This window comes from Methylobacterium sp. AC690, from assembly GCF_979256535.1.
Window position 1 is genome coordinate 116,469 of sequence record NZ_CEEDOX010000002.1, and the last position, 20,937, is coordinate 137,405.

Annotated in this window: 17 protein-coding genes; 7 read left to right on the top strand and 10 right to left on the bottom strand. The window is 70.8% G+C overall.

Annotation, left to right across the window (positions count from 1 at the left end):
* Nucleotide 1 precedes the first annotated feature (1 nt).
* From AC0IY1_RS02900 to AC0IY1_RS02915, 4 genes are read left to right on the top strand one after another with little or no spacing between them, the layout of a single operon-like run.
* A complete protein-coding gene (locus AC0IY1_RS02900) occupies nucleotides 2–1,198 on the top strand; it encodes a geranylgeranyl diphosphate reductase (protein WP_471767611.1) in 1,197 nt (398 codons plus the stop codon).
* Nucleotides 1,195–1,716, top strand: a complete 522-nt coding sequence (locus tag AC0IY1_RS02905; RefSeq protein WP_471767614.1) for a TspO/MBR family protein — start codon at nucleotides 1,195–1,197, stop codon at nucleotides 1,714–1,716. The genes AC0IY1_RS02900 and AC0IY1_RS02905 overlap by 4 nt, the downstream gene beginning before the upstream one ends.
* Before the next feature lie 3 nt (nucleotides 1,717–1,719).
* Entirely contained in the window at nucleotides 1,720–2,028 is a 309-nt protein-coding gene (locus tag AC0IY1_RS02910) for a hypothetical protein (protein ID WP_471767616.1), read from the top strand.
* Between the two features lie 34 nt (nucleotides 2,029–2,062).
* Nucleotides 2,063–3,628 (top strand): c-type cytochrome, encoded by a 1,566-nt coding sequence (locus AC0IY1_RS02915; RefSeq protein WP_471767620.1) that lies wholly within the window; start codon nucleotides 2,063–2,065, stop codon nucleotides 3,626–3,628.
* Nucleotides 3,629–3,732: 104 nt separating this feature from the next.
* Here AC0IY1_RS02915 and map read toward each other — a convergent pair whose 3' ends face one another.
* Complete coding sequence (gene map / locus AC0IY1_RS02920; protein WP_471767623.1) at nucleotides 3,733–4,482, bottom strand: type I methionyl aminopeptidase; 750 nt, start codon at nucleotides 4,480–4,482, stop codon at nucleotides 3,733–3,735.
* Nucleotides 4,483–4,659: 177 nt separating this feature from the next.
* Between map and hrpB the strand changes: the two genes are divergently transcribed.
* Entirely contained in the window at nucleotides 4,660–7,164 is a 2,505-nt protein-coding gene (gene hrpB, locus AC0IY1_RS02925; protein ID WP_471767946.1) for an ATP-dependent helicase HrpB, read from the top strand.
* Nucleotides 7,161–7,604 carry a DUF805 domain-containing protein gene (locus AC0IY1_RS02930; RefSeq protein WP_471767626.1) on the top strand — a complete coding sequence of 148 codons (444 nt, stop codon included), beginning with the start codon at nucleotides 7,161–7,163 and terminating at the stop codon, nucleotides 7,602–7,604. The genes hrpB and AC0IY1_RS02930 overlap by 4 nt, the downstream gene beginning before the upstream one ends.
* 4 nt (nucleotides 7,605–7,608) lie before the next feature.
* On the opposite strand, the gene lpxB is transcribed toward AC0IY1_RS02930, so the two are convergent.
* Genes lpxB through fabZ form a run of 4 tightly spaced genes read right to left on the bottom strand, consistent with a single transcriptional unit; the run spans nucleotide 7,609 to nucleotide 10,953 of the window.
* Nucleotides 7,609–8,781, bottom strand: a complete 1,173-nt coding sequence (lpxB, locus tag AC0IY1_RS02935; RefSeq protein ID WP_055956107.1) for a lipid-A-disaccharide synthase — start codon at nucleotides 8,779–8,781, stop codon at nucleotides 7,609–7,611.
* A complete protein-coding gene (locus AC0IY1_RS02940) occupies nucleotides 8,778–9,692 on the bottom strand; it encodes an LpxI family protein (protein ID WP_471767629.1) in 915 nt (304 codons plus the stop codon). Before AC0IY1_RS02940 ends, lpxB begins: the two co-directional genes overlap by 4 nt.
* The gene (gene lpxA, locus AC0IY1_RS02945) at nucleotides 9,689–10,501 is read right to left on the bottom strand and encodes an acyl-ACP--UDP-N-acetylglucosamine O-acyltransferase (RefSeq protein WP_471767632.1); all 813 of its coding nucleotides are present in this window, start codon (nucleotides 10,499–10,501) and stop codon (nucleotides 9,689–9,691) included. The genes AC0IY1_RS02940 and lpxA overlap by 4 nt, the downstream gene beginning before the upstream one ends.
* Nucleotides 10,498–10,953, bottom strand: coding sequence for a 3-hydroxyacyl-ACP dehydratase FabZ (gene fabZ / locus AC0IY1_RS02950; protein WP_471767948.1), 456 nt, complete (start codon nucleotides 10,951–10,953; stop codon nucleotides 10,498–10,500). Before fabZ ends, lpxA begins: the two co-directional genes overlap by 4 nt.
* Nucleotides 10,954–11,400: 447 nt before the next feature.
* Between fabZ and AC0IY1_RS02955 the strand changes: the two genes are divergently transcribed.
* Entirely contained in the window at nucleotides 11,401–12,687 is a 1,287-nt protein-coding gene (locus AC0IY1_RS02955) for a helix-turn-helix domain-containing protein (RefSeq protein ID WP_471767635.1), read from the top strand.
* A gap of 3 nt (nucleotides 12,688–12,690) precedes the next feature.
* Here AC0IY1_RS02955 and lpxD read toward each other — a convergent pair whose 3' ends face one another.
* From lpxD to AC0IY1_RS02980, 5 genes are all read right to left on the bottom strand, one after another.
* Nucleotides 12,691–13,749, bottom strand: a complete 1,059-nt coding sequence (gene lpxD / locus AC0IY1_RS02960) for a UDP-3-O-(3-hydroxymyristoyl)glucosamine N-acyltransferase (RefSeq protein WP_471767638.1) — start codon at nucleotides 13,747–13,749, stop codon at nucleotides 12,691–12,693.
* A gap of 45 nt (nucleotides 13,750–13,794) precedes the next feature.
* Complete coding sequence (bamA, locus tag AC0IY1_RS02965) at nucleotides 13,795–16,356, bottom strand: outer membrane protein assembly factor BamA (RefSeq protein ID WP_055956118.1); 2,562 nt, start codon at nucleotides 16,354–16,356, stop codon at nucleotides 13,795–13,797.
* Between the two features lie 335 nt (nucleotides 16,357–16,691).
* Nucleotides 16,692–17,852: an RIP metalloprotease RseP gene (rseP, locus tag AC0IY1_RS02970; RefSeq protein WP_055956121.1), complete on the bottom strand. Its 1,161-nt coding sequence runs from the start codon at nucleotides 17,850–17,852 to the stop codon at nucleotides 16,692–16,694.
* A 185-nt stretch (nucleotides 17,853–18,037) separates the two neighbouring features.
* Nucleotides 18,038–19,618, bottom strand: coding sequence for a DHA2 family efflux MFS transporter permease subunit (locus AC0IY1_RS02975; RefSeq protein ID WP_471767641.1), 1,581 nt, complete (start codon nucleotides 19,616–19,618; stop codon nucleotides 18,038–18,040).
* A gap of 9 nt (nucleotides 19,619–19,627) precedes the next feature.
* Nucleotides 19,628–20,863, bottom strand: a complete 1,236-nt coding sequence (locus AC0IY1_RS02980; RefSeq protein WP_471767643.1) for an HlyD family secretion protein — start codon at nucleotides 20,861–20,863, stop codon at nucleotides 19,628–19,630.
* Nucleotides 20,864–20,937: the final 74 nt, after the last annotated feature.

Here is a 20,937-nt window from a genome sequence, read left to right on the forward strand (position 1 = left end):
TATGGCTGCCGTGCGGGACACCGACCTCGAAACCTACGATGTGGTGGTGGTGGGCGGTGGCCCGGCGGGTACGACCGCGGCCACCGACCTGGCCCGCAGCGGGCGGCGCGTGCTGCTCCTCGACAAGCCCGGACGGATCAAGCCCTGCGGCGGCGCCATTCCCCCGCGCCTGATCCGCGATTTCGCCATTCCCGACCATCTCCTCGTCGCCCGCATCCGCTCGGCCCGGATGGTCTCGCCCCGGGACAAGCGCGTGGACATGCCCATCGGCGACGGCTTCGTCGGCATGGTCGACCGGGCCGACTTCGATCCCTGGCTGCGGGAGCGCGCCGCGGCCGCGGGCGCGGTGCTCCGGCCCGCCACCTTCCGGCACATCGAGCGCGACGCGGAGGGGGCCGCCGTCCACTATCTCGAGGACGGCTTTCCCCGTGCCGCCCGGGCCCGCCTCGTCATCGGCGCCGACGGCGCGAGTTCCGCCGTCGGCCGGGCCGAGATCCCCGGCCACGCCGCCATGCGCCAGGTCTTCGCCTATCACGAGATCGTCCGCCTGCCCGAGGGCGGTGCGCACGACGTCGAGGCCACCCGCTGCGACGTCTATTACCAGGGCAAGCTCTCGCCGGACTTTTACGCCTGGGTCTTCCCGCACGGCGACACGGTGAGCATCGGCACCGGAAGCGCCCGCAAGGGCTTCTCCCTGCGCGGAGCCATCCGGTCCCTGCGCGCCTCCACCGGCCTCGCGGCGGGCGAGACCGTCCGGCGCGAGGGCGCCCCCCTGCCCCTGAAGCCCCTGCGCCGCTGGGACAACGGCCGCGACGTCCTCCTGACCGGGGACGCGGCCGGCATCGTCGCACCGGCCTCCGGCGAGGGCATCTACTACGCCATGCTCGGCGGGCGCCTCGCCGCCGAGGCCGCGCAGGCCTTCCTTGCCACCGGGCAGGTCCGGGCACTGGCCGGGGCGCGACGCAACTTCATGCGGCTGCACGGGCGCGTCTTCCTGATCCTGCGGATCATGCAGGCGGTCTGGTACCGCAACGACGGACTGCGCGAGAGCTTCGTGTCGATCTGCCGGGATCGCGACGTGCAGCAGCTGACCTGGGATTCCTACATGAACAAGGAGCTGGTCCGGGCCAAGCCCGCGGCCCATGCGCGAATCTTCTTCAAGGACCTCGCGCACCTGTTCCGCTGGGTCTCGCCGTGAGTCTCGCCGGGGATCTCGCGACAGGTCTCGACGGGGCGGGCGGCTGGGGGCCGGCTGGAATCGCCGCGGGCGCGGCGATCCTGGTGGCGCTGGCGGGCGGCCTCCTGACCACGACGGGGCCCTGGTACCAGGCCCTCCGGCGTCCCGCGTGGAAGCCGCCGGACTGGGCCTTCGGCCCGGTCTGGACCACGATCTTCACGCTGACGGCGATCTCGGCCGTCCTCGCCTGGAACGCCGATGCAAGCCCCGCCGCCCGCGCGTCGCTGGTCGCCGCCTACGCCGTGAACGCCGTGCTGAACATCGCCTGGAGCGGCCTGTTCTTCCGCCTGCGCCGGCCGGACTGGGCCTTCGTCGAGGTGCTGTTCCTCTGGCTCTCCATCGGCGTGCTCATCGTCGTCACGGGGCGCGTGCACGGGATGGCTGCCCTTCTCCTGCTGCCCTACCTCCTCTGGGTCGGGGTCGCCGCCTGCCTGAACCGGGCGATCGTTCGCCTCAACGGTCCATTCCGGAGCGCGTGAGCGATGGAGGCACTTCTCGCCAGCGGTCACCTCGTGGACGCGATCCTGCTCCTCGTCGCCGGCGAGGCGCTGGGCCTGATCCTGTGGAGTCGTCGGACGCAGGGCGCCTGGCCGCTCGCGCTCCTGTGCAACCTGACCTCCGGCGCGGCCCTGATGCTGGCGCTGCGCGGCGCCCTGACCGGTACCGGCTGGCCCGTGATCGCCGGATGCCTCGCTTTGGCCGGCCTGGCGCACCTCGTCGAGATGGTGCTGCGCCTCGGCCTCCTCCCTCCGCCCGTCCGCCTTCGCGATCCCCACGACGGGCGCGCCTGACCACCCCCCGACACCACAGCTCCGGAGAGACGCCATGGATTACCGCCGCACCGCTCTCCGACTGGGGACCGGCCTCGTCGTGGGTTTGGCCGCCCAGGGCGCCTCGGCGCAGGATGCCGAGCTGATCAAGCGGGGCGAGTACCTGGCGACCGCCGGGGACTGCGTGGCCTGCCACACGGCGCCGGACGGCAAGCCCTTCGCCGGCAACTACGTGCTCAACACGCCGATCGGGAAGATCCGCACGCCGAACCTGACCCCGGACCCGGAGACCGGCCTCGGCACGTGGAGCGCGGACGACTTCTACCGCGCCTTCCACGAGGGCATCACCAAGGACGGCTCCTACCTCTACCCGGCCTTTCCCTTCGCCTGGTACACGAAGGTCACCCGCGCCGATTCCGACGCGATCTTCGCCTATCTGAAGTCGCTGCCGGCAGTGCACGAGCCGCGCAAGCCCTCCGAAATCCCCTTCCCGTTCAACATCCGCACCGCGCTCATCACCTGGCGCACCGCCTTCTTCACCGCCGGTGAATTCCAGCCGGACCCGCAGGCGAGCGCCGAGGTCAACCGCGGCGGCTACCTCGTCGAAGGGCTCGGCCATTGCGGCATGTGTCACAACGCCAACAAGATCGTGGGCAACAGCGGCCTGGCCGGCAAGCTCGGCGGCGGCGTCATCGACGGCTGGTACGCCCCCAACATCACCCCCGACGACCATACCGGCATCGGTGGCTGGAGCGACGATCAGGTCGTGACCTACCTGAAGACCGGCGCCGCCCCGGGGAACCAGCCCGGCGTCGCGGCGGGCCCGATGCGCCAGACCATCCAGGAATCCCTGTCGAAGATGACCGACGCCGACCTCAAGGCGATGGTGGCCTACCTGCGCACGCAGAAGGCCAAGGAGAGCTACAAGGTCAAGGACATCCAGGCCTTCAACCAGGCCGACGCCCCCGGCGCGGCGACCTATCTCAGCTACTGCTCCTCCTGTCACAAGCCGGACGGCAAGGGCGTCGAGGGCGCGATCCCGGCGCTCGCCGGCAACACCTCGGTGCAGGCGCAGGGCCCCGAGACGGTGATCCGCGTGATCCTCGGCGGCCTCTCGGCCCAGAACGGCTACGCGCCGATGCCGGCCATCGGCGCCGGCATGACCGACCAGGAGGTGGCCGACGTCACCGACTACGTCCGCAACGCCTGGGGCAATGCCGCTCCGGTGATCAGCGAGCGCGGCGTCGTCGCCACCGCGCGCAAAGCCACGGAGACGATGCTGGCGGGCACCGCGCCCTGCGCGGAGATCGCCCAGCCCGACATCGCCAAGGCCGTGGCCGAGTCGGGTGCGGCCCAGAGCCTCGCCGGGCTCGAGCCCGAGAACTTCATCCCGATCGTCAACGCGCTCCTGCCGAAGATCAAGGCGGCGGTTCCCGACGCCAAGGGCGACGACATCGTCAACGGCCTGACGACGGCCTTCTGCAAGGCCGGGCGGAACGACGCGCGCTACGACAAGGCCGGGTGGCACGCGGTGATCGGCAGCTTCGCCAGCGTCACCTATGCCCAGCTGAAGAATCCCGAGCTGAAGGCCTCGACCATGGGCACGACGCCCACGCCCTGACGCAATCGCCGCGAGCGGGGCGGGTCGTGGGGCCGTGGGCTGCGGAGCCTGACGCGACGGATCAGCCCGCACGGGACCCCGCCGTTGCGCCGCCGGCGTGGCCCTCAGTTCGCCATGGTGATGATGAGCGGGCCGTTGCGGGTGGCGACCACCGTGTGTTCGTACTGCACCGTGGGCGCCTGCGGCCGGCTGTAGAGGGTCCAGGGATCGTCGCCATCCTCGGCGAACTCGGCCCCGAGGGACAGGAAGGGTTCGACGGTGAACACCAGGCCGTCCGTGGCGACCCGGCGCTCGGAGGCGTCGGGCCAGGTGGCGATCTCGGTGGGCTCCTCGTGGAGGGAGTGGCCGACGCCGTGGCTGGCGAGGTTGCGCACCAGGGTGTAGCCGTTCCGGCGCGCGAAGGCCCCGACCGCCTGGCCGATGGCGGCGATCGGCTTGCCGGTCCCGACCTGCCGCAGGCCGGTCCACATCGCCCGGCGGCCATCCTTGCACAGCCGCTCCACCGCGCGGGTCACGGGCGGCACGGGAAACGAGGCCCCGGTATCGGCGAAGTAGCCGTCCTTCGCCGCGGAGACGTCGATATTGACGAGGTCGCCCGGGTTGATCCGGCGCGCCCCCGGAATGCCGTGCGCGACCTCCTCGTTGACGCTGATGCAGGTGGCGCCGGGAAAGCCGTAGGCCAGCTCCGGCGCCGGCTGGGCACCGGCCGCCTCCAGCAGACGGCGTCCGACGAGGTCGAGCTCCGCCGTCGTCATCCCGGGTTCGATTGCCTTCCCCATCGCTTCCAACGTCTGGGCGACGATGCGCCCGATCCGCTTCAACGCCGCCAGATCGTCGTCGCTCGATACCGTCATGTCGCTGTCCCTCGGGGCCACCCGGATGGCTGGCCGCTCGCATCGCCGCCCGTCGGGGCATACCCATAGCGGACCTCCGGCTCCGGGACGACGGCCGGTTCGGCATGGCGGCCCTCAGCCCGCACAGGGCGATCCCCCGGCTTGCGGATCGCGCCGGATCGCGTCACCAGCACCGGGATGGCCCACCCAAGCTCCGCCAACGCCGTATCGGACCTGCCGATCGAGGACGCCCTTCCGGCCCTGCGCGACGCCCTCGCCGGGGGGTCGGCCGCGGTCCTGGTTGCGCCGCCCGGCGCGGGCAAGACCACCCGGGTGCCGCTGGCCCTTCTCGACGCGCCCTGGCTGCGCCCCTCCGACAAGATCATCCTGCTGGAGCCGCGCCGCCTGGCCGCCCGCGGAGCGGCCGAGCGCATGGCCGCCACCCTCGGCGAGCGCGTCGGCGACACGGTCGGCCTCCGGGTCCGCCTCGGCTCGAAGATCTCCGGCCGCACCCGGATCGAGGTCGTCACCGAGGGCGTCTTCACCCGCATGATCCTCGACGATCCGGAACTCACCGGAATCGGTGCGGTCCTCTTCGACGAGTTCCACGAGCGCTCCCTCGACGCGGATCTCGGCCTCGCCCTGGCCCTCGACACCCAGGGCGCCCTGCGCGAGGACCTGCGAATCCTGGTCATGTCGGCGACCCTCGACGGCGCCAGGGTCGCCGGGCTGCTCGGCACTGCGCCGGTGATCGAATCGGAGGGGCGCGCCTACCCGGTCGAGACGCGGTACTGGGACCGCGACCCGAATCGCCGGATCGAGGACGTCGTGGCCGAGGCCATCCTGCGGGCCCTGCGGGCCGATCCGGGCTCGGTCCTGGCCTTCCTGCCGGGCCAGGGCGAGATCCGCCGGGTCGCGACGCTGCTGGCCGACAAGGTCGACGCCGTCACGGAGATCGCGCCCCTCTACGGGGCGCTGACGCCCGCCGAGCAGGACCGCGCCGTGGCGCCCGCGCCGCCGGGCCGGCGCAAGGTGGTGCTCGCCACCAGCATCGCCGAGACCTCGCTGACCATCCAGGGCGTGCGCATCGTCGTCGATTCCGGCCTGTCGCGCGTGCCCGTCTACGAGCCCGGCCTCGGGCTGACCCGGCTCGTCACCGCGCGGGCGTCGCGCGCCTCCGTCGACCAGCGCCGGGGGCGTGCGGGCCGCACCGAGCCGGGCATCTGCCACCGTCTCTGGGCGGAAGCCGCCACCAACGCCCTGGAGCCCTTCACCCGCCCGGAGATCCTCGCCGCCGACCTCGCGGGCCTGGTGCTCGACTGCGCCGCCTGGGGCGTCGCCGATCCCGCGACCCTCGCCTTCCTCGACCCGCCACCCGCCCCCGCCCTGGCCGAGGCGCGGGCGATGCTGCGGGACCTCGGGGCGATCGAGGCCGAAGGCCGTCTCACCGAGACCGGCCGGGCCCTGCGCGCCCTGCCGCTGCCGCCGCGCCTCGCCCGCATGGTGGTCGGCGCGGCAGGGTACGGCACGGCCCGCGCGGCGGCGGATCTCGCGGCGGTGCTGGTCGAGCGCGGCCTCGGCGGGGACGACACCGACGTGACCCATCGGGCCGAGCGCTTCGCCCGCGACCGCGCCCAGCGGGCCGCGGACATGCGCCGCCTCGCCCAGGGCTGGGCCCGGCAGGCGGAGAGCTTCGCCGGGGCCCGGGCCGGCGCAGCCGGGGGCCTCGACATGAGCGAGGCCGGGCCGCTCCTCGCCCTGGCCTATCCCGATCGCGTCGCACGCGCCCGCGGCCGCGACGGCGAGTTCGTGATGGCCAACGGCCGGGCCGGCCGCGTCGATGCGGCCTCCGCCCTGGCCCGCGCGCCGTTCCTCGTGGTGGCCGAGCTGACCGGCACCGCCGCCCAGGGGCGCATCCTCGCGGCAGCGCCGATCACCCTGGAGGCGATCGAGGCCCTGTTCGGATCGACCATCGCGGCGACGACACAGGTTACCTTCGATCGGAGTGCCCGCGCGTTGCGGGCCCGCTCCCTGCGGCGCCTCGGAGCGCTCACGCTGGGCGAGCGCACCCTGCCGGTCCCGGCCGACCTCGCCGCGGCGGAGATCCTGGCGCGGGGCGTTGCCGAGATCGGCCTCCCGGCCCTGCCGTGGACGCCGGCGCTGACGCAGTGGCGGGCCCGACTGCAGTTCCTGCGGGCGGCCGATCCCGAGACCTGGCCCGACCTGTCCGACGCCCACCTCCTGGACACGATCGAGGCCTGGCTGGCGCCCGAGATCGTCGGGCGCACCAGCCTCGACGCGGTCGGCGCCGACGATCTCGCGCGCGCCCTGCAGGCGTTGCTGCCCTGGACCCTGCGCGCGCGCCTCGACGCCGAGGCCCCGACCCATGTCGAGGTGCCCACCGGCTCGCGCATCGCCCTCGATTATGAGGCCGAGGGCGGGCCGGTGCTCGCCGTCCGGGTGCAGGAGCTGTTCGGGCTCGAGCGCCATCCGAGCATCGCCGGGGGCCGTATTCCCCTGGTCCTGCACCTGCTCTCACCGGCCTCGCGGCCGATCCAGATCACGCGCGATCTGCCGGGTTTCTGGCGCGGGTCGTGGAGCGCCGTGCGTTCGGAGATGCGCGGGCGCTATCCGCGCCATCCCTGGCCCGAGGACCCGGTCGCGGAACCGCCGACCCGGCGGGTGAAGCCGAGGGGCACGTGACCGAACGCCTTCGCGCCACCCTCGCCCTCTACGATCCGCGCGGGCGGCTCGCGGCCCCGGCCTACCGGCACCTGCTGATCCGCACGCTGCTCCTCGGTTTCGGGCTGCTCTGCCTCGGGATCTGGCTCGCCAGCCTAGGCCTGCGCTGGGTCGGGGTCCTGACGGTCGCCGGCATCCTGCCGGTGATCGGGGCGACGGCGATCCAGACGGTCCGGCGCCTGCACGACCGCAACCGCAGCGGCGGCTGGTTCGGCCTGTATGTCCTGGCCGAAACGGTCGGCGTCCTGCCCCTGGAGCGGGCCGTCGACGCCCATCCGCTCCCGGTCATCGCCCTGGTTCTGGCGATGACCGGCTTCTTCCTCTGGTTCTTCGTCGAGACGGTGTTCCGGGCGGGGAGCCCGGGGGCCAACCGCTACGGTCCGGTCCCCGCAGACGCGTGAGCGGTCAGGCCGCCCGGCGGGCGGCGAGGACGATGCGGGCGGCGCTCCGGCTCGGCGGGTCGTCGTCCGGTAGGCGCATCAGGCTGTCGATGCGGGCGAGCGCGTCCACCTGCGCATCCCGTGCCGGCTCTCCCGCCAGGAGCGGTGCCACCGCGTCGGCGAGGCGCGGAGCTGTGCATTCGGCCTGGATGAATTCCGGCATCGCATTCTGTCCGAGGATCAGGTTCGGCAGCACGATCGTGGGCACCTGGATGAGGCGGCGGGCCACCGCCTCCTCGATCCGCGAGACCTTGTAGGCGACCACCATCGGCACGCCGGCCAGGGCCAGTTCCAGGGTGACGGTGCCCGAGGCCGCGAGCGCCGCCCGGGCCCGGCGGAAGGTGGCGTGCTTGGCCGCCTCGCCGTGAACGAGGGTGACCGGACTGTCCCAGGCCAGCGCCAGACGCTCGATCAGGGCCCTGTGCCGGGTCACCGCCGGCAGCACCGCCTCGATCGGTCCGAAGCGCGCCGTGAGCCGCGCCAGGGTGGCGCCGAAGACCGGCATTAGCCGCTCGATCTCCGAGCGGCGCGAACCCGGCAGGATCGCCAGGACCGGCCGCCCCGTCATGCGGGCTTCGGCCTCGGCGGCCCCGGGCCGCAGCTCCCCGAGCCGCTCGATCAGCGGGTGTCCGACATAGGTGCAGGCCGGGCCGTTCAGGCGCCGATGGGCCTCCGGCTCGAACGGCAGGAGGGCGAGGACGTGATCGATGAAGGGGCGCATCTTCGCCGCCCGCCAGGGGCGCCAGGCCCAGACGCTGGGGGAGACGTAGTCGACGATGGGCAGGTCCGGCATCCGCTTGCGCACCCGCGCGGCGACCGCGTGGGTGAAGCCGGGGCTGTCGATGATGACGAGGACGTCCGGCCGGGCCTCGACCACGTCGCGCACGGTCTGGCGGATGCGCCGCAGCAGGGTGCGCAGCCGGGCAGCGACGGGCAGGTAGCCCATCACCGCCACGTCGTCGATGGGAAACAGCGAGGCGAAGCCCTCCGCCGCCATGGCCTCGCCGCCGACCCCGCCGAAGCGGATCGGGCGATCCGAAAGCTCGCGCAGGCCGCGCATCAGCTTGGCCCCGAGTTGATCCCCGGAATCCTCGCCGGCCACCAGCCAGATCGTCCGCTCGCTGCGCGGTTCGCTCATGATCCAGATCCCGTTCTGGCCTCCGGACCGCCCGCGTCGGCGCCCAGGCCGAGGAGAAAGAGGCCCGCCCGGTCCGCCGCCGCGATCGTCGCCGGACGGTCGATGATCAGGGTGAAGCCCGCCTGGACGGCCAAACCGGCGCAGCCCGCCGCCGCCGCGTTCGCCACCGTGCGGGGGCCGATCGCCGGCAGGTCGACGCGCAGGTCCTGGCCGGTCTTGGCGCATTTCACCAGCACGGTGCCGGGCTGTGCGCTGCCGTAGCCGAAGGGCCGGCGTCCGAGCATCCGGGCCCGGGCCAGCATCCGGTCGGTCCCCTCCGGACCCTCGACGGTCAGGGCCCGCTGTCCGACGACGACGGTGGCCTGGCCGACGTCGAAATCCGACAGGGCCGCCAGCAGGGCGCGGCCGGTGGCGATGGAGTCCCGCGCCGCGGCATCGGGGGCGTGCCGGCCGAGCAGGCCCTCGGGACTGAGCAGATCCGGGGCGACCTCGTGGACGCCGACCACGCCGTGGCCGTGCTCCTCCAGGAGCGCCAGGGCGCCGCGCAGCAGGCGGTCGTCGCCCCCGTCGGAGATGGCCTTCAGGGCGTCTCGGTTGCGCAGGGCCGCGGCGGCGTTGAGGATCGCGGCCGGGTTCGGCCGGGACACGCCGCCGGCCGGCACCACGGTGACCGGCCCCCAGGCCTTGAGGATCGCCAGGATGCCGGCAATGTCGAGGAGGTCGACGGTGGCGGCGGCGCGGGCGCGCATCGCCCGCTCGGCGAACCCCCGGATGGCCAGGACCCGGAACGGACGCCCCGCCCGGTCGAGGGAGGCGGCCACGAGTTCCGGCAGGCGGCCGGCGCCCGCCACCAGGACCAGCGCCGCCGGTGCGGGCGCGATGCGCGCGGCCGGCGCCGGGTTCGCGCTCAAGCGGCGCTCGGCGTCTCGCGCGGTGTGCAGAGCGAACGCTTGCCGCCGGCGCGGATGAAGGCGACGATCTCGGCCACGGCGCGATGGGTCTCGAACTCGGCGGCGACGTCTTCGAGGCGCTCCATCAGCGTGCCCTCGTTGGCGAAGAGCAGCCGATAGGCCCGCCGCAGGGTGTGGATGTCCTCCCGGGCAAAGCCCCGCCGCTGCAGGCCGATGATGTTCAGGCCGGACAGGTAGGCGCGGTTGCCGAGGGCCATCCCGTACGGGATGCAGTCGTTCTCGAGGCCGGACAGGCCGCCGACGAAGGCGTGCGCCCCGACGCGCGCGAACTGGATCACGGCCGCGCCGCCCCCGATGATGACGTAGTCGCCGACGCTGCAATGGCCGGCGAGCATGACGTTGTTCGAGAACACCACGCCGTCGCCGACCCGGCAATCGTGGCCGACATGCGCGTTGGCGAGGAAGGTGCAGTTGTCGCCGACCGTCGTCTCGAGGCCGCCCCCGGCCGTACCGGGATTCATGGTCACGCCCTCGCGGATCAGGCAGTCGGCGCCCACTGTGAGGGTCGAGGTCTCGCCCCTGAACTTCAGGTCCTGCGGCGGATGGCCGATGGAGGCGAAGGGAAAGATCCGGGTCCGGGGGCCGATCGTGGTCTGGCCGGCCACCACCACGTGGCTGACCAGCTCGCAGCCCGCGCCGAGGGTCACGGACGGACCGACATGGCAGAACGGACCGACCCGGACGCCCTCGCCCAGGGTCGCGCCGTCCTCGACCACCGCGCTCGGGTGGATCTCCGCGGCGGCGCTCACTCGGTCACCAGCATGGCGCCGATCTCGGCCTCGGCGACCAGGACGCCGTCGACCCGCGCCTCGCCGCGGAACCACCACATGGTCCGGCGGTGGTTGGTCTTGGTCATGTGGTAGCGCACGGTGTCGCCGGGGACGACGGGCTTGCGGAACTTGCACTTGTCGATGGTCATGAAGAACACCTGCTTGGTGCGCAGCTCGTCACTCATGATGTGGCGGCAGCAGATGGCCCCCGCGGTCTGTGCCATGCCCTCGATCAGCAGGACGCCGGGAAACACCGGCAGGCCGGGGAAATGCCCGGTGAATTGCGGCTCGTTGATCGTGACGTTCTTGATCCCGACACAGCTTCGGTCGCCGTCGATCTCGACGATCCGGTCGATCATCAGGAAGGGATAGCGGTGCGGCAGGAGTTCCAGAACCTTCTGGATATCAGCCGAGCCGAGTTCACGCGGCATGTCGCTCATCGATTGTCTGATCCTACTGCGCGTCGGCGCCCCGCCGTCCCGCCTCGTTCCCGTTCGCCGCCAGATCTGGAGGAAGCGCCTTCATTCGGCAGATGGACCGCGGATGCAAGCCCTCAGGGCTGAAAGCTGCGGTCGCCCGGCCAGCGGAGCAACGATCGGGGCGACCGATCGCCACGTTGTCATTCCAGGGCGGAGGCTAACGTTTGAGTAGAAGTTTCCCGATCTTGACGTCGCCTTCGCGAGCCCCAGAATCCATGAGGGCCGACCCAGAAACGGCGGCTGTCCGAAGACCTCCCTTTCCGAGGACAAGACCTGATGGTTTCACCCGATAAGGATCGGTCCCCTCAAAGCGGGACCGTGAGACCAGGGAACATCGAAGTTTCAGCGAGCAACAACGTTCAGGCGCTCCGTCCTGGAGATGTCGTCATCTCCGCGGACTTGGCGCATCGCCCCGTGCGGGCGATGGATCTCGCCGGCACGGCCGCAGCCCTCGGCGCGGTCGCCGCGCACTTGGTGCCGGACCCGGCCGCCGCCGGCCAGGCGATCCTCGACGCGATCCTCCGGCTCTGCGGATGCGGCTCGGCAGGGCTCGCCCTGCGCGACGTCGAGGAGGACACGCTGGTCTGGAGCCGCGTCGCCGGCCGGCTCGCCGACCAGGCCGGCCTGCGGTTTCCGCCCGATGGCGATGCGCAGCGTCACTGTGTGGAGACGGGAGAGACCATCCTCGTCAGTCGCCCGTTCGCCGGCCTCGCCGACGAGGCGGGCGCGCCCTTGCTCGAGGGCCTGTTCACGCCCGTGCGGGACACCGCCGGGCGGGTGCTCGGCGTGCTTTGGGCCATCCACCACGACGTGACCGCGCGGTTCGATGCGGAAGACGCCCGGATCCTGCAGCAATTCGCAGGGCTGTTCGTGCTGGCCCTGAAGGGGTCCGGCAACGCGGCGCCGGAGCCCGGGGCGAAGCCCGCTCGCGCGGCCCACCGCACCCCGCCGGCGCTGGCCGACGCGAACCCGTTCATTCGTAAGCTGCACGGCTTCGTTCCGCTCACGTCGGCGGATCGGGAGCGCCTGCAGCGCCTCACGGACGAGGCCGTCGCCGTGCCGGCCCGGATCGATCTGATCCGCGAGGGCGATCGCCCCGGAGGCGTCTTCCTGATGCTGGAGGGAATGGCCTGTCGCTACAGGCGGGTCGGTCCGGATCGGCGCCAGATCACCGCCTACCTGCTCCCGGGCGATGTCTGCGACCTCGACGTCGCCCTGTTGAGCCGGATGGATCACACCATCATGACCCTGACGGACAGTCGGGTGGCCCGGCTCGACCGGACGACCGTGCTCGACCTCATCCGCAGCCATCCCAACATCGCGGCGGCCCTGCGCAAGACCACCCTCGTCGACGAGGCGACCCTGCGCGAATGGCTGGTCGGTCTCGGGTCGCGCGGGCCGATCCAGCGGGTCGCCCATCTCTTCTGCGAGTTGCAGGCCCGGTTCGAGGTCGTCGGGCTGGCGGGTCCACGGGGTTTCCCGCTGCCCCAGTCGCAGTCGGACCTCGCGGACGCGACCGCCCTCTCCGGCGTGCACGTGACCCGGGCGATCCAGGACCTCACGGGCCGCGGTCTCGTCGCCCAGGCCGACGGGATGCTCCTCATCCGCGATCCCGGTGGCTTGAAGGCGCTCGCCGGATTCGGCGGCGACTACCTCCACCTGGAGGATCGGCACCCGCGCGGCTGAGGCTCAGGCCTTCGGCTCGTCCCCGCCGCTGGAACGCTCGGCCAGGCGCGCGAGCGTGGTCAACTCGCGGAACCAAGCCCTCACGGGCTTGGCCGGCGTCCCGCCCCATCGGCTGCCGGGTGGCACGTCGCGGTTCACGTTCGACGAGCCGGCGATCTGCGATCCCATGCCGATGCGCAGGTGGCCGACGACGCCGACCTGACCACCCAGGACGACGTAGTCCTCGAGGGTGGTCGACCCGGAGATTCCTACTCCTGAAACGATCACGCAGTGGCGCCCGATGACCACGTTGTGGGCGATCTGCACGAGGTTATCGATCTTGGTGCCCTCACCGATGATCGTGTCGCGGCTGGCGCCGCGATCGATCGTGGTGTTGGCGCCGATCTCGACATCGTCCTGAACGATGACCCGGCCGATCTGCGGTACCTTCAGGTGACCCCCCGGCCCCATGGCGAAGCCGAAACCGTCCTGGCCGAGGCGCGCGCCCGGATGGATGATGACCCGGTTGCCGAGAAGCGCATGAGTCAGGGTGGCCCCGGCTCCGATCGCGCAGTCGCGCCCGATCCGGACCCGGGGGCCGATGCTGGCATTCGGGCCGATGACCGTGCCGGAGCCGATCTCGGCACCCGGGCCGATGACGGCGCCCGGATCGACCTGCACGCCGGGTTCGAGGCGCGCCTCGGGATGGATATGGGCCCCCGGGGCGATGCCGGCCGAGCCGAAGAGCGAGGCGGGCCGCATCGCCTCCGGATGGAGCCGCGCCAGCAGGCCGGCGTAGAGCCGGTAGGGATCCCGCAGGACGAGGGCCACGGTCTCGGCCGGCACCCGTGGGGCGAAGCGGGGCGAGACGAGGCAGAGCCCTGCCTGGGTCGCTGCGAGCGCGTCGCCGTAGCGGGCGTTGTCCATGTAGGCGACGTCGGTCGGCGTGGCGGATTCCAGCGGCGCGGCGCCGGTGATCACGCCGTCCGGGTTCGTGCCCTCGGGCAGCGAAACGCCAGCAGCCTCGGCGATGGCGCCGAGGCTGAGGGTGGTGGTCGCGGAGAAGAAGATCGGATCTGACATGCCGTCACAACGCGTTGCCTCCCCGAAAGGAGGCAGCGCTCCGGGTCAGAACCGCGAGCCGCCGGAGAACCGGAAGGCCTGCAGCTGATCCTTGCCGACGCGGCCGAGGTAATTGCCGGTCGCATCGTAGGCCTTCACGCCTTCATCCTTCGAGAGGGCGTAGGCGTAGTCGAAGCGGATCGGGCCCAGCGGCGAGTTCCAGAGGATCGACGCACCGACCGAGGACCGGATCGTCATCTTGTCGCGCACGTTCACGCACTCGGGTTCGACGCCGATGGTGTTCTGGTTGAAGTTACAGGCGCCGCCCGGTGCGATACCGTTGATGAAGGCATCGCCGTTCACGTTGAACTGCGTCCGGCCGTTATAGCCGAACAGCGTACCGGCATCGGCGAACACCGCGCCCTTCAGGCCCAGATCCCGCGGCACGCCGGGGAGCGGGAACTGAACTTCGACCGTTCCGCCGAAGTAGGTCGAGCCGCCGATGGCGTTCGAACGGCTGTCGCTGATGCCGACGTCGCGCGGACCGATACCGTTGGGCGCGAAGCCGCGGACCAGCGATGGGCCGAGGAAGAACTGATCGGTGATGCGCAGGGGCTGATCGTTCAGGGCCGTGATGTGACCGCCCTGGAAGCGGACGAAGCCGACCACGTCCTCGTAGAGCTCCTTGTAGTACCGGGCATCGCCGGTCACGCGGAAGAACTTCGAGTCGCCGCCGAGGCCGGCGACGTCCGGCTTCAGCTCGGCGTAGAGGCCGTTGCGGGGCGAGCCGAGGTTGTCGAGGGTCGAGTAGGCGAGCGTCAGGCCGGCGAGCGAGGTCAGCGTGTTGCCCTGCGACCCCTTGAGCGCGATCGAGGCTTCGCCGTCGAGGGCACAGGCGGGGTAGGCAGCCTGCTCACCCGGTGCACCGGTCGCAACCGTTCCACCCGTCAACACAGTGTAACCCGGGATCGGGTTCGAACAGTCGTTGTACGGGCGCTTGATCGTGTTCGGAACCTTCAACTCGGTGTTGTAGAGCGAGTACCGCATCGTGATGCCGAACTCTTCGGTGATCGGCAGGCCGACGCGGAGCTGGCCGCCATAGACCGTGGTCTCGTAGCGCGAGTAGCGGGTCTGGTCGCTGTACTTGTAGAAGGCATCGAAGCCGGCGGCGAGACGGTAGCCGAGGAAGTACGGCTCGGTGAACGAGAAGTCGAGGCCACGGGAGTACTGGCCGCCGGTGCCCGCCACGCGGACGTACTGGCCGCGACCGAGGAAGTTCGACTCCGAGATCGAGACTTCGCCGATGATGCCGTCCTGGGTGGAGTAGCCGCCCGCCACCGAGAACGAACCCGTGGGCTGATCCTCGACATCGATGTTGATGATGACGCGGTCGGCCGAGGAGCCCGGCTCGTTGGAGAAGCGCACCTTCTTGAAGAAGCCGAGGCCGTTCAGGCGCCGCTCGGCCCGGTCGGTCAGCACCCGGTTGTAGGCGTCGCCCTCGGTGATATCGAGCTCGCGCCGGATGACGTAGTCGCGGGTGCGGGTGTTGCCGCGGATGTTGATGCGCTCGACGTAGACGCGCGGGCCGTCCTCGACCACGAAGCCCAGGGCCACGGTGTGGGTGGCGCGGTCGCGCTGGCCGGTGGGACGCACCTGGGCGAAGGGGTAGCCCTGGCGACCGACCTGGTTGGTGACGCCGTTGAGGGTGCGCTCCACGTCCTCGGCATTGTAGACGTCGCCGACCTGCGCGCGGATCTCGCCGTCGAGGACCTGGGTGTCCAGGCCCGGCAGGCGGGAATCGATCGCGACCGCGCCGACGCGGTACTGCTCGCCCTCTTCAACGGTGACGGTGACGACCCAGCCGGCATCGCCCTCGCCCTCGACGTAGCGGGCATCCGCATTGATCACGCGGAAGTCGGCGTAGCCGTTCTTGAGGTAGTAGCGCCGGACGATGTCGAGGTCGTTGGTGATGCGATCCGGATCGTAGACATCGGAAGTCTTGATGAAGCTGAGGAAGTTCATCTCCGAAGAGGACATCAGCTCGCGCAGCTTGGACGACGAGTAGGCATTGTTGCCTACGAAGTTGATCGCCTTGATGCCGGTCTTGTCGCCTTCCTCGATCACGTAGATGACGTCCAGGCGGCCGTTCGGCAGGTCCACCGTCCGGAAGGTGACCTTGGCCGTTCCGCGGCCGGCGCGGCGGTAGACTTCCTTGATGCGCTGGATGTCGGCCTGAACCACGGCCTCGCTGAAGGCGCCGCGCGCCTTGGCCTCGACCTCGCCCTCGAGGGTGGCCTTCTCGATCTTCTTGTTGCCCTCGAACACCACCCGGTTGATCAGGTTGTTCTCGCGGACGCTGACGACGGTGCTGGCACCGCTGCGGGAGACCTTGACGTCGGAGAACATGCCGCTCGCCAGCAGGTTGCGGCGGGCTTCCTCGGGCGATCCGGAGGCGGTGCCGGTCACGTAGGACCGGATGGTGTCGGCATCGACACGCTTGTTACCCTGGACGACGATCTGCTGCGCCTGAGCGGCTCCACCGAGAACGAGGCCAGCGGCCGCCGCGGCGACTAGGACGATGGTCTGTTCCGCCGACTTACGCCGGCGCTTCCCCGTCATCGACATCATGTAATCGCCCGTCTCTTTATATCTTCAGCGCGAGTTTGCACCCGCAATCAGGCGCCCGTTTTCCGGGCGTCCTGACACCTGGTCCCAAGCTCAGCTTCTATCGGGATTCCGGCGTTAAGCAAACGCCGGGGGGTCCCGCTCACTGGGGATTTTGGGGAGACGTGGCCTTCCGGTCACTTAACGCCCCGGGCCGATCGTCGAACAGGGTCAACAAACGGTTGCGCGCGAAACCCGGAGGTTCCGCGCGCGAGGGGGATTGTGGTTAAGATCGAGGCGTTTGCATGTCTCGGAACGGGACCGGACGGTGCGTGCCGACCGGCCCCGCTCACGCCCGGTCAGGTTCCGCGGGCGCCCCAGGAGGCGCCGAGATTGAGAATATCGTTCCAGGCGGCGAACAGCATGAGGAACAAGACCAGGGCGAGCCCGATGCGGAAGCCGATCTCCTGTGCCCGCTCGCTCAGGGGCCGGCCGCGAACGGCCTCGAAGGCGTAGAACAACAGGTGGCCCCCATCCAGCAGGGGCACGGGGAAGAGGTTGAGGAGGCCGATCGAGACCGAAAGCAACGCGATCAGCCCGACCAGGCCGGCAAGGCCGCCGCTCTGGGCCACGGCACCGGAGACGCGGGCGATGCCGATCGGTCCAGACAGCTGATCGGGGGATTCCCGGCCGGTGGCCAGCTTGCCGATGTAGTCGATCGTCCGGTCGACCACGAAGTAGGTCTCGTAAGTCCCCAGGCCGAGGGACTGGAGCGGGCCGTAATGCACGAGCTTGGCCTCGCTCGCCTTCGGACCCTGGATTCCCAAACGGCCGAAGCGGTGACGCCCGAAGGGGGTCACATCCTCCTTGCGCTCCGGCACGGCCACGAGCTCGCGGGTCTCGCCGCCGCGCTCGACCGTGAAGGTGAGGCTGGAGCCGGCCGCCCCCGACACCGTCCGCTGCATGTCGGTAAAGCTGTTGACCCGCGACCCGCCGATGGCGCGGATCACGTCGCCGGGCTCGAAGCCGGCGCGGGCCGCGGCGCTGTCGGGCATCACGGCCTCGACGCGGGCCGGCGTCTCGTAACGGCCGCCGACATAGATGGCGCCTGAGAACAGCGCGATGGCGAGGATGAAGTTGGCGATCGGCCCGGCGGCCACGATGGCGGCGCGCTTCGGGAGGGACTGCGTCGGGAAGCTCGTGGCCCGCTCCTGCGGGGACATCCGGGCGACGGCCTCGGGGTCCGGAACGCTGGCGCCGTTGGCGTCGCCGTGGAACTTCACGTAGCCGCCGAGGGGGATCGCCGAGAGCTTCCAGCGCGTTCCGTGCCGGTCGTTGAAGCCGAAGAGTTCCGGTCCGAAACCGAGGGAGAAGGCGTGCACGCCGACGCCGCACCAACGCCCCACCAGGAAGTGCCCCATCTCGTGCACGAACACGACGATGCTCAGCACGATCAGGAAGGGGATCACGGCGCCGAAGAATCCGCTCGCCGTACCGCCCATGGCGTTCAGGAAGTCCATTGGTCGATCCTCTCGGCCTCCCCCGGGGCCGTCGCTCCGCTGTAGCAGATCGGATGTGTTGAACGCGAACGCAAACCTTTCGACCGGGTTTTGCGGTCGCAGGGGGGTCGGCGGGCCGGACTATCCCCGCATTCCCGAGGTCACGGTAAAGAACCACGGCGGCTTCGAAGCAGCCAGCAAAGTCCTCAGTGACCGCCACCGGCGCCGGCCGCGGCCCGGGGCCGCCGGATGAAGGGCACGGCGCAGGCCATGGCCACGAACAAAAAGGTCAGGACCAGGAACACGTCGGTGAAACCCATCACCAAGCCCTGGAGGCGCACGGTGTTCATCAGGGCCTTCAGCGCCATCGCGTCGGCGTTGCCGCCGAGCAGCTCGAACTGCCGGCGGGTCATCTCCAGGCGCTCGAGGACGGCGGTGTTGGTCCAGGTGAAGCGCTCGTGCAGGCGGGCGAGGTGCAGGTCCCAGCGGTCGTTCAGGACGGTGTTGATCAGCGCGAGCCCGACGGCACCGCCGAGGTTGCGGGTGAGGTTGTAGAGGCCGGAGGCGTTCTTCATGCGCGCCGGCGGCAAGGTGCCGAGGGCGATGTTGTTGATCGGGATCATGCACAGCATCAGCGAACAGCCACGCAGGATCTGCGGCACCAGGAGTTCCCAGAAGTCCCAGTCCTTGGTCAGACCGGTGACCATCCAGGTGCCGGTGGCGAACCCGAGGAAGCCGAGCCCCATCATCAGGCGCGGATCGACCCTGCCCGAGAAGCGCCCGGCGATCGGCGCGGTGGCGAACATGCAGAGGCCGGAAACGAACATCGTCTCGCCGATCTGGAGCGCCGAGTAGCCGCGCACGCGCCCGAGATAGACCGGGTAGAGGTAGGTCAGACCGTAGAGGCCGATGCCGAGGACGAAACTGAAGATGCAGCCGGCCGTGAAGTTGCGGTCGGAGAAGGCGCGCAGGTCGACGATGGGCTCGGCGGCCGTGAAGGCCCGCCAGAAGAAGGCGGGTCCGGCGGTTAGGCAGACGATCGCGCAGGCGAAGACGGCCTCGTCGGCGAGCCAATCGTGGTTCGGCCCTTCCTCCAGCACGTATTCGAGGCAGCCAAGCATCAGGGCCATGAACACGAGGCCGAACCAGTCGAAGCGCTTGAACAGGGCCAGGTTCGGCTCGTCGAAATCGACCAGCAGGTAGGTAGACACCGTCACGAAGATGCCCGGCACGACGTTGACGAGGAACAGCCAGTGCCAGTCGAACAGGTCGGTGAGGTATCCGCCGACGGTGGGCCCGATGGTGGGCGCGAGCGTCGCCACGAGGCCGATCATCGGCGAGACGATGGAGCGCTTCGAGGGCGGGAAGATCGTGAAGGCGGAGGCGAAGACCGTCGGGATCATGCCGCCGCCGATGAAGCCCTGCGCCGCCCGCCAGAGGATCATCTCGTTGATCGAGGTGGAGGTGGCGCACATCAGGCTCATCAGCGTGAAGCCGCCGGCCGAGATCACGAACATCCAGCGCGTCGAGACGACCCGCGACAGGAAGCCGGACAGCGGGATCGAGATCACCTCGGCGATGAGGTAGCTGGTCTGCACCCAGGGGATCTCGTCGCCCGAGGCCGAGAGGCCGGCCTGGATCTCGGCCAACGAGGCCGAGACGATCTGGATGTCCAGGATCGCCATGAACATCCCGAACACCATGCAGACGAACGCCACCATGCGGCGGCGGTCGAGCGGCGGCTCGGCGGCCGGTGGGGCCGGTGCCAGGGTGGCTGTCGCGGCCATCGGCGGCGCCTAGTGCCGGGAGGCCGTGCGGAGGCGGTCGTCCCCGGCCGCAGTCTCGGCGCTATCGCGCGTGTCCACCCGGACGGTCACCGAAAGGCCGGGCCGCAGGATGCCCTCGCGGGCGACATCGGCCGGCACGTGGACCCGCACCGGCAGGCGCTGGACGATCTTGGTGAAGTTGCCGGTGGCGTTGTCGGGCGGCAGCAGGCTGAAGACCGAGCCGGACGCGGGGGAGAGCGACTCGACCTCGCCGACGATGTCGCGGTCCGGGTAGGCGTCCACCGCGATATGCACGCGCTGGCCCGGATGCATGCGCTCGACCTGGGTCTCCTTGAAGTTCGCGTCGATGCGGACGCTCTCCAGGGGGACCAGGGCGGCGATGCGCGAACCCGGGGAGACATAGGCGCCGGCCTCCGCGGCCTTGTTGCCGATCACGCCGTCGAAGGGCGCCCGGATCGTGGTGAAGTCCAGGTCGCGCGCGGCCCTGGCCTCGGCGGTGCGCAGTTCGGCGGCGAGGCCCTCCGCCTCCTTGCCCTGCGCCCGCAGCACCTCGACATTGGCCCGCATGGCCACGAGGGAGGCCTCGGCCCCCTTCACCGCGGCCTCCGTCCGGTCGCGGTCCGCCCGCGCCTGCTCGATGCGCGCCTTGGCGACGAAATCGACCTTCTCGAGTTGCTGCTGGCGGGCATAATCGGCCGCGGCGCGGACCGCATCGGCCCGGCTGGCGTCGATCTGGGCCGAGGCCTGCAGCATCTGCGCCTGCGCGGCCTCGACCTGCCGGGCGATGCGGGCGATGGCCGCCTGCTGCGTCTCCAGCTTGTCGTGGGCGGCCTGCGCGGCGAGGCGATAATCGCCGTCGTCAATCCGGGCGATCACGTCGCCCCTGTGCATCGTCTGCCCATTCACGACCGGAACCGCCGCGAGATAGCCGGGGATCTTGGCGGCCAGGACCGAGATGTCGGCCTGGACATAGGCGTCGTCGGTGCTGACGAAGAAGCGTCCGACGGTCCACCAGGCATGCGCCTTGTAGGCGCCGCCGCCGAGGGCGGCGAGCAGCAGCGTCGCCAGGACGAACTTGCGCGTCCGCCGGGGTTTGACGCGCGCCTCGCCCAGCGGCGGCACGATGACCGCCGGCGCCATCGCCTGGGCCGGGACGGCCGCCGGAGGCGCCGCCACCGTCCGTGTCTCGCCAGCGTCGACCGGAACCGGCTCGGCTCGAACCCCGTCGTCCTCGCGCAAGCTCATGATTTCGATCTCATGGACGACGTTCTCACGGACTTCGATCTCATGGACTTCGATCTCATGGCATCGATCCGGTT

Excerpts from the sequence above, each read along its gene's own strand:
- AC0IY1_RS02900 (WP_471767611.1), top strand. The coding sequence starts at position 2 with ATGGCTGCCGTGCGGGACACCGACCTCGAAACCTACGATGTGGTGGTG.
- AC0IY1_RS02910 (WP_471767616.1), top strand. The coding sequence starts at position 1,720 with ATGGAGGCACTTCTCGCCAGCGGTCACCTCGTGGACGCGATCCTGCTC.
- AC0IY1_RS02915 (WP_471767620.1), top strand. The coding sequence starts at position 2,063 with ATGGATTACCGCCGCACCGCTCTCCGACTGGGGACCGGCCTCGTCGTG.
- map (WP_471767623.1), bottom strand. The coding sequence starts at position 4,482 with ATGACGGTATCGAGCGACGACGATCTGGCGGCGTTGAAGCGGATCGGG.
- hrpB (WP_471767946.1), top strand. The coding sequence starts at position 4,660 with ATGGCCCACCCAAGCTCCGCCAACGCCGTATCGGACCTGCCGATCGAG.
- lpxB (WP_055956107.1), bottom strand. The coding sequence starts at position 8,781 with ATGAGCGAACCGCGCAGCGAGCGGACGATCTGGCTGGTGGCCGGCGAG.
- fabZ (WP_471767948.1), bottom strand. The coding sequence starts at position 10,953 with ATGCCGCGTGAACTCGGCTCGGCTGATATCCAGAAGGTTCTGGAACTC.
- lpxD (WP_471767638.1), bottom strand. The coding sequence starts at position 13,749 with ATGTCAGATCCGATCTTCTTCTCCGCGACCACCACCCTCAGCCTCGGC.
- bamA (WP_055956118.1), bottom strand. The coding sequence starts at position 16,356 with ATGATGTCGATGACGGGGAAGCGCCGGCGTAAGTCGGCGGAACAGACC.
- rseP (WP_055956121.1), bottom strand. The coding sequence starts at position 17,852 with ATGGACTTCCTGAACGCCATGGGCGGTACGGCGAGCGGATTCTTCGGC.
- AC0IY1_RS02975 (WP_471767641.1), bottom strand. The coding sequence starts at position 19,618 with ATGGCCGCGACAGCCACCCTGGCACCGGCCCCACCGGCCGCCGAGCCG.
- AC0IY1_RS02980 (WP_471767643.1), bottom strand. The coding sequence starts at position 20,863 with ATGAGCTTGCGCGAGGACGACGGGGTTCGAGCCGAGCCGGTTCCGGTC.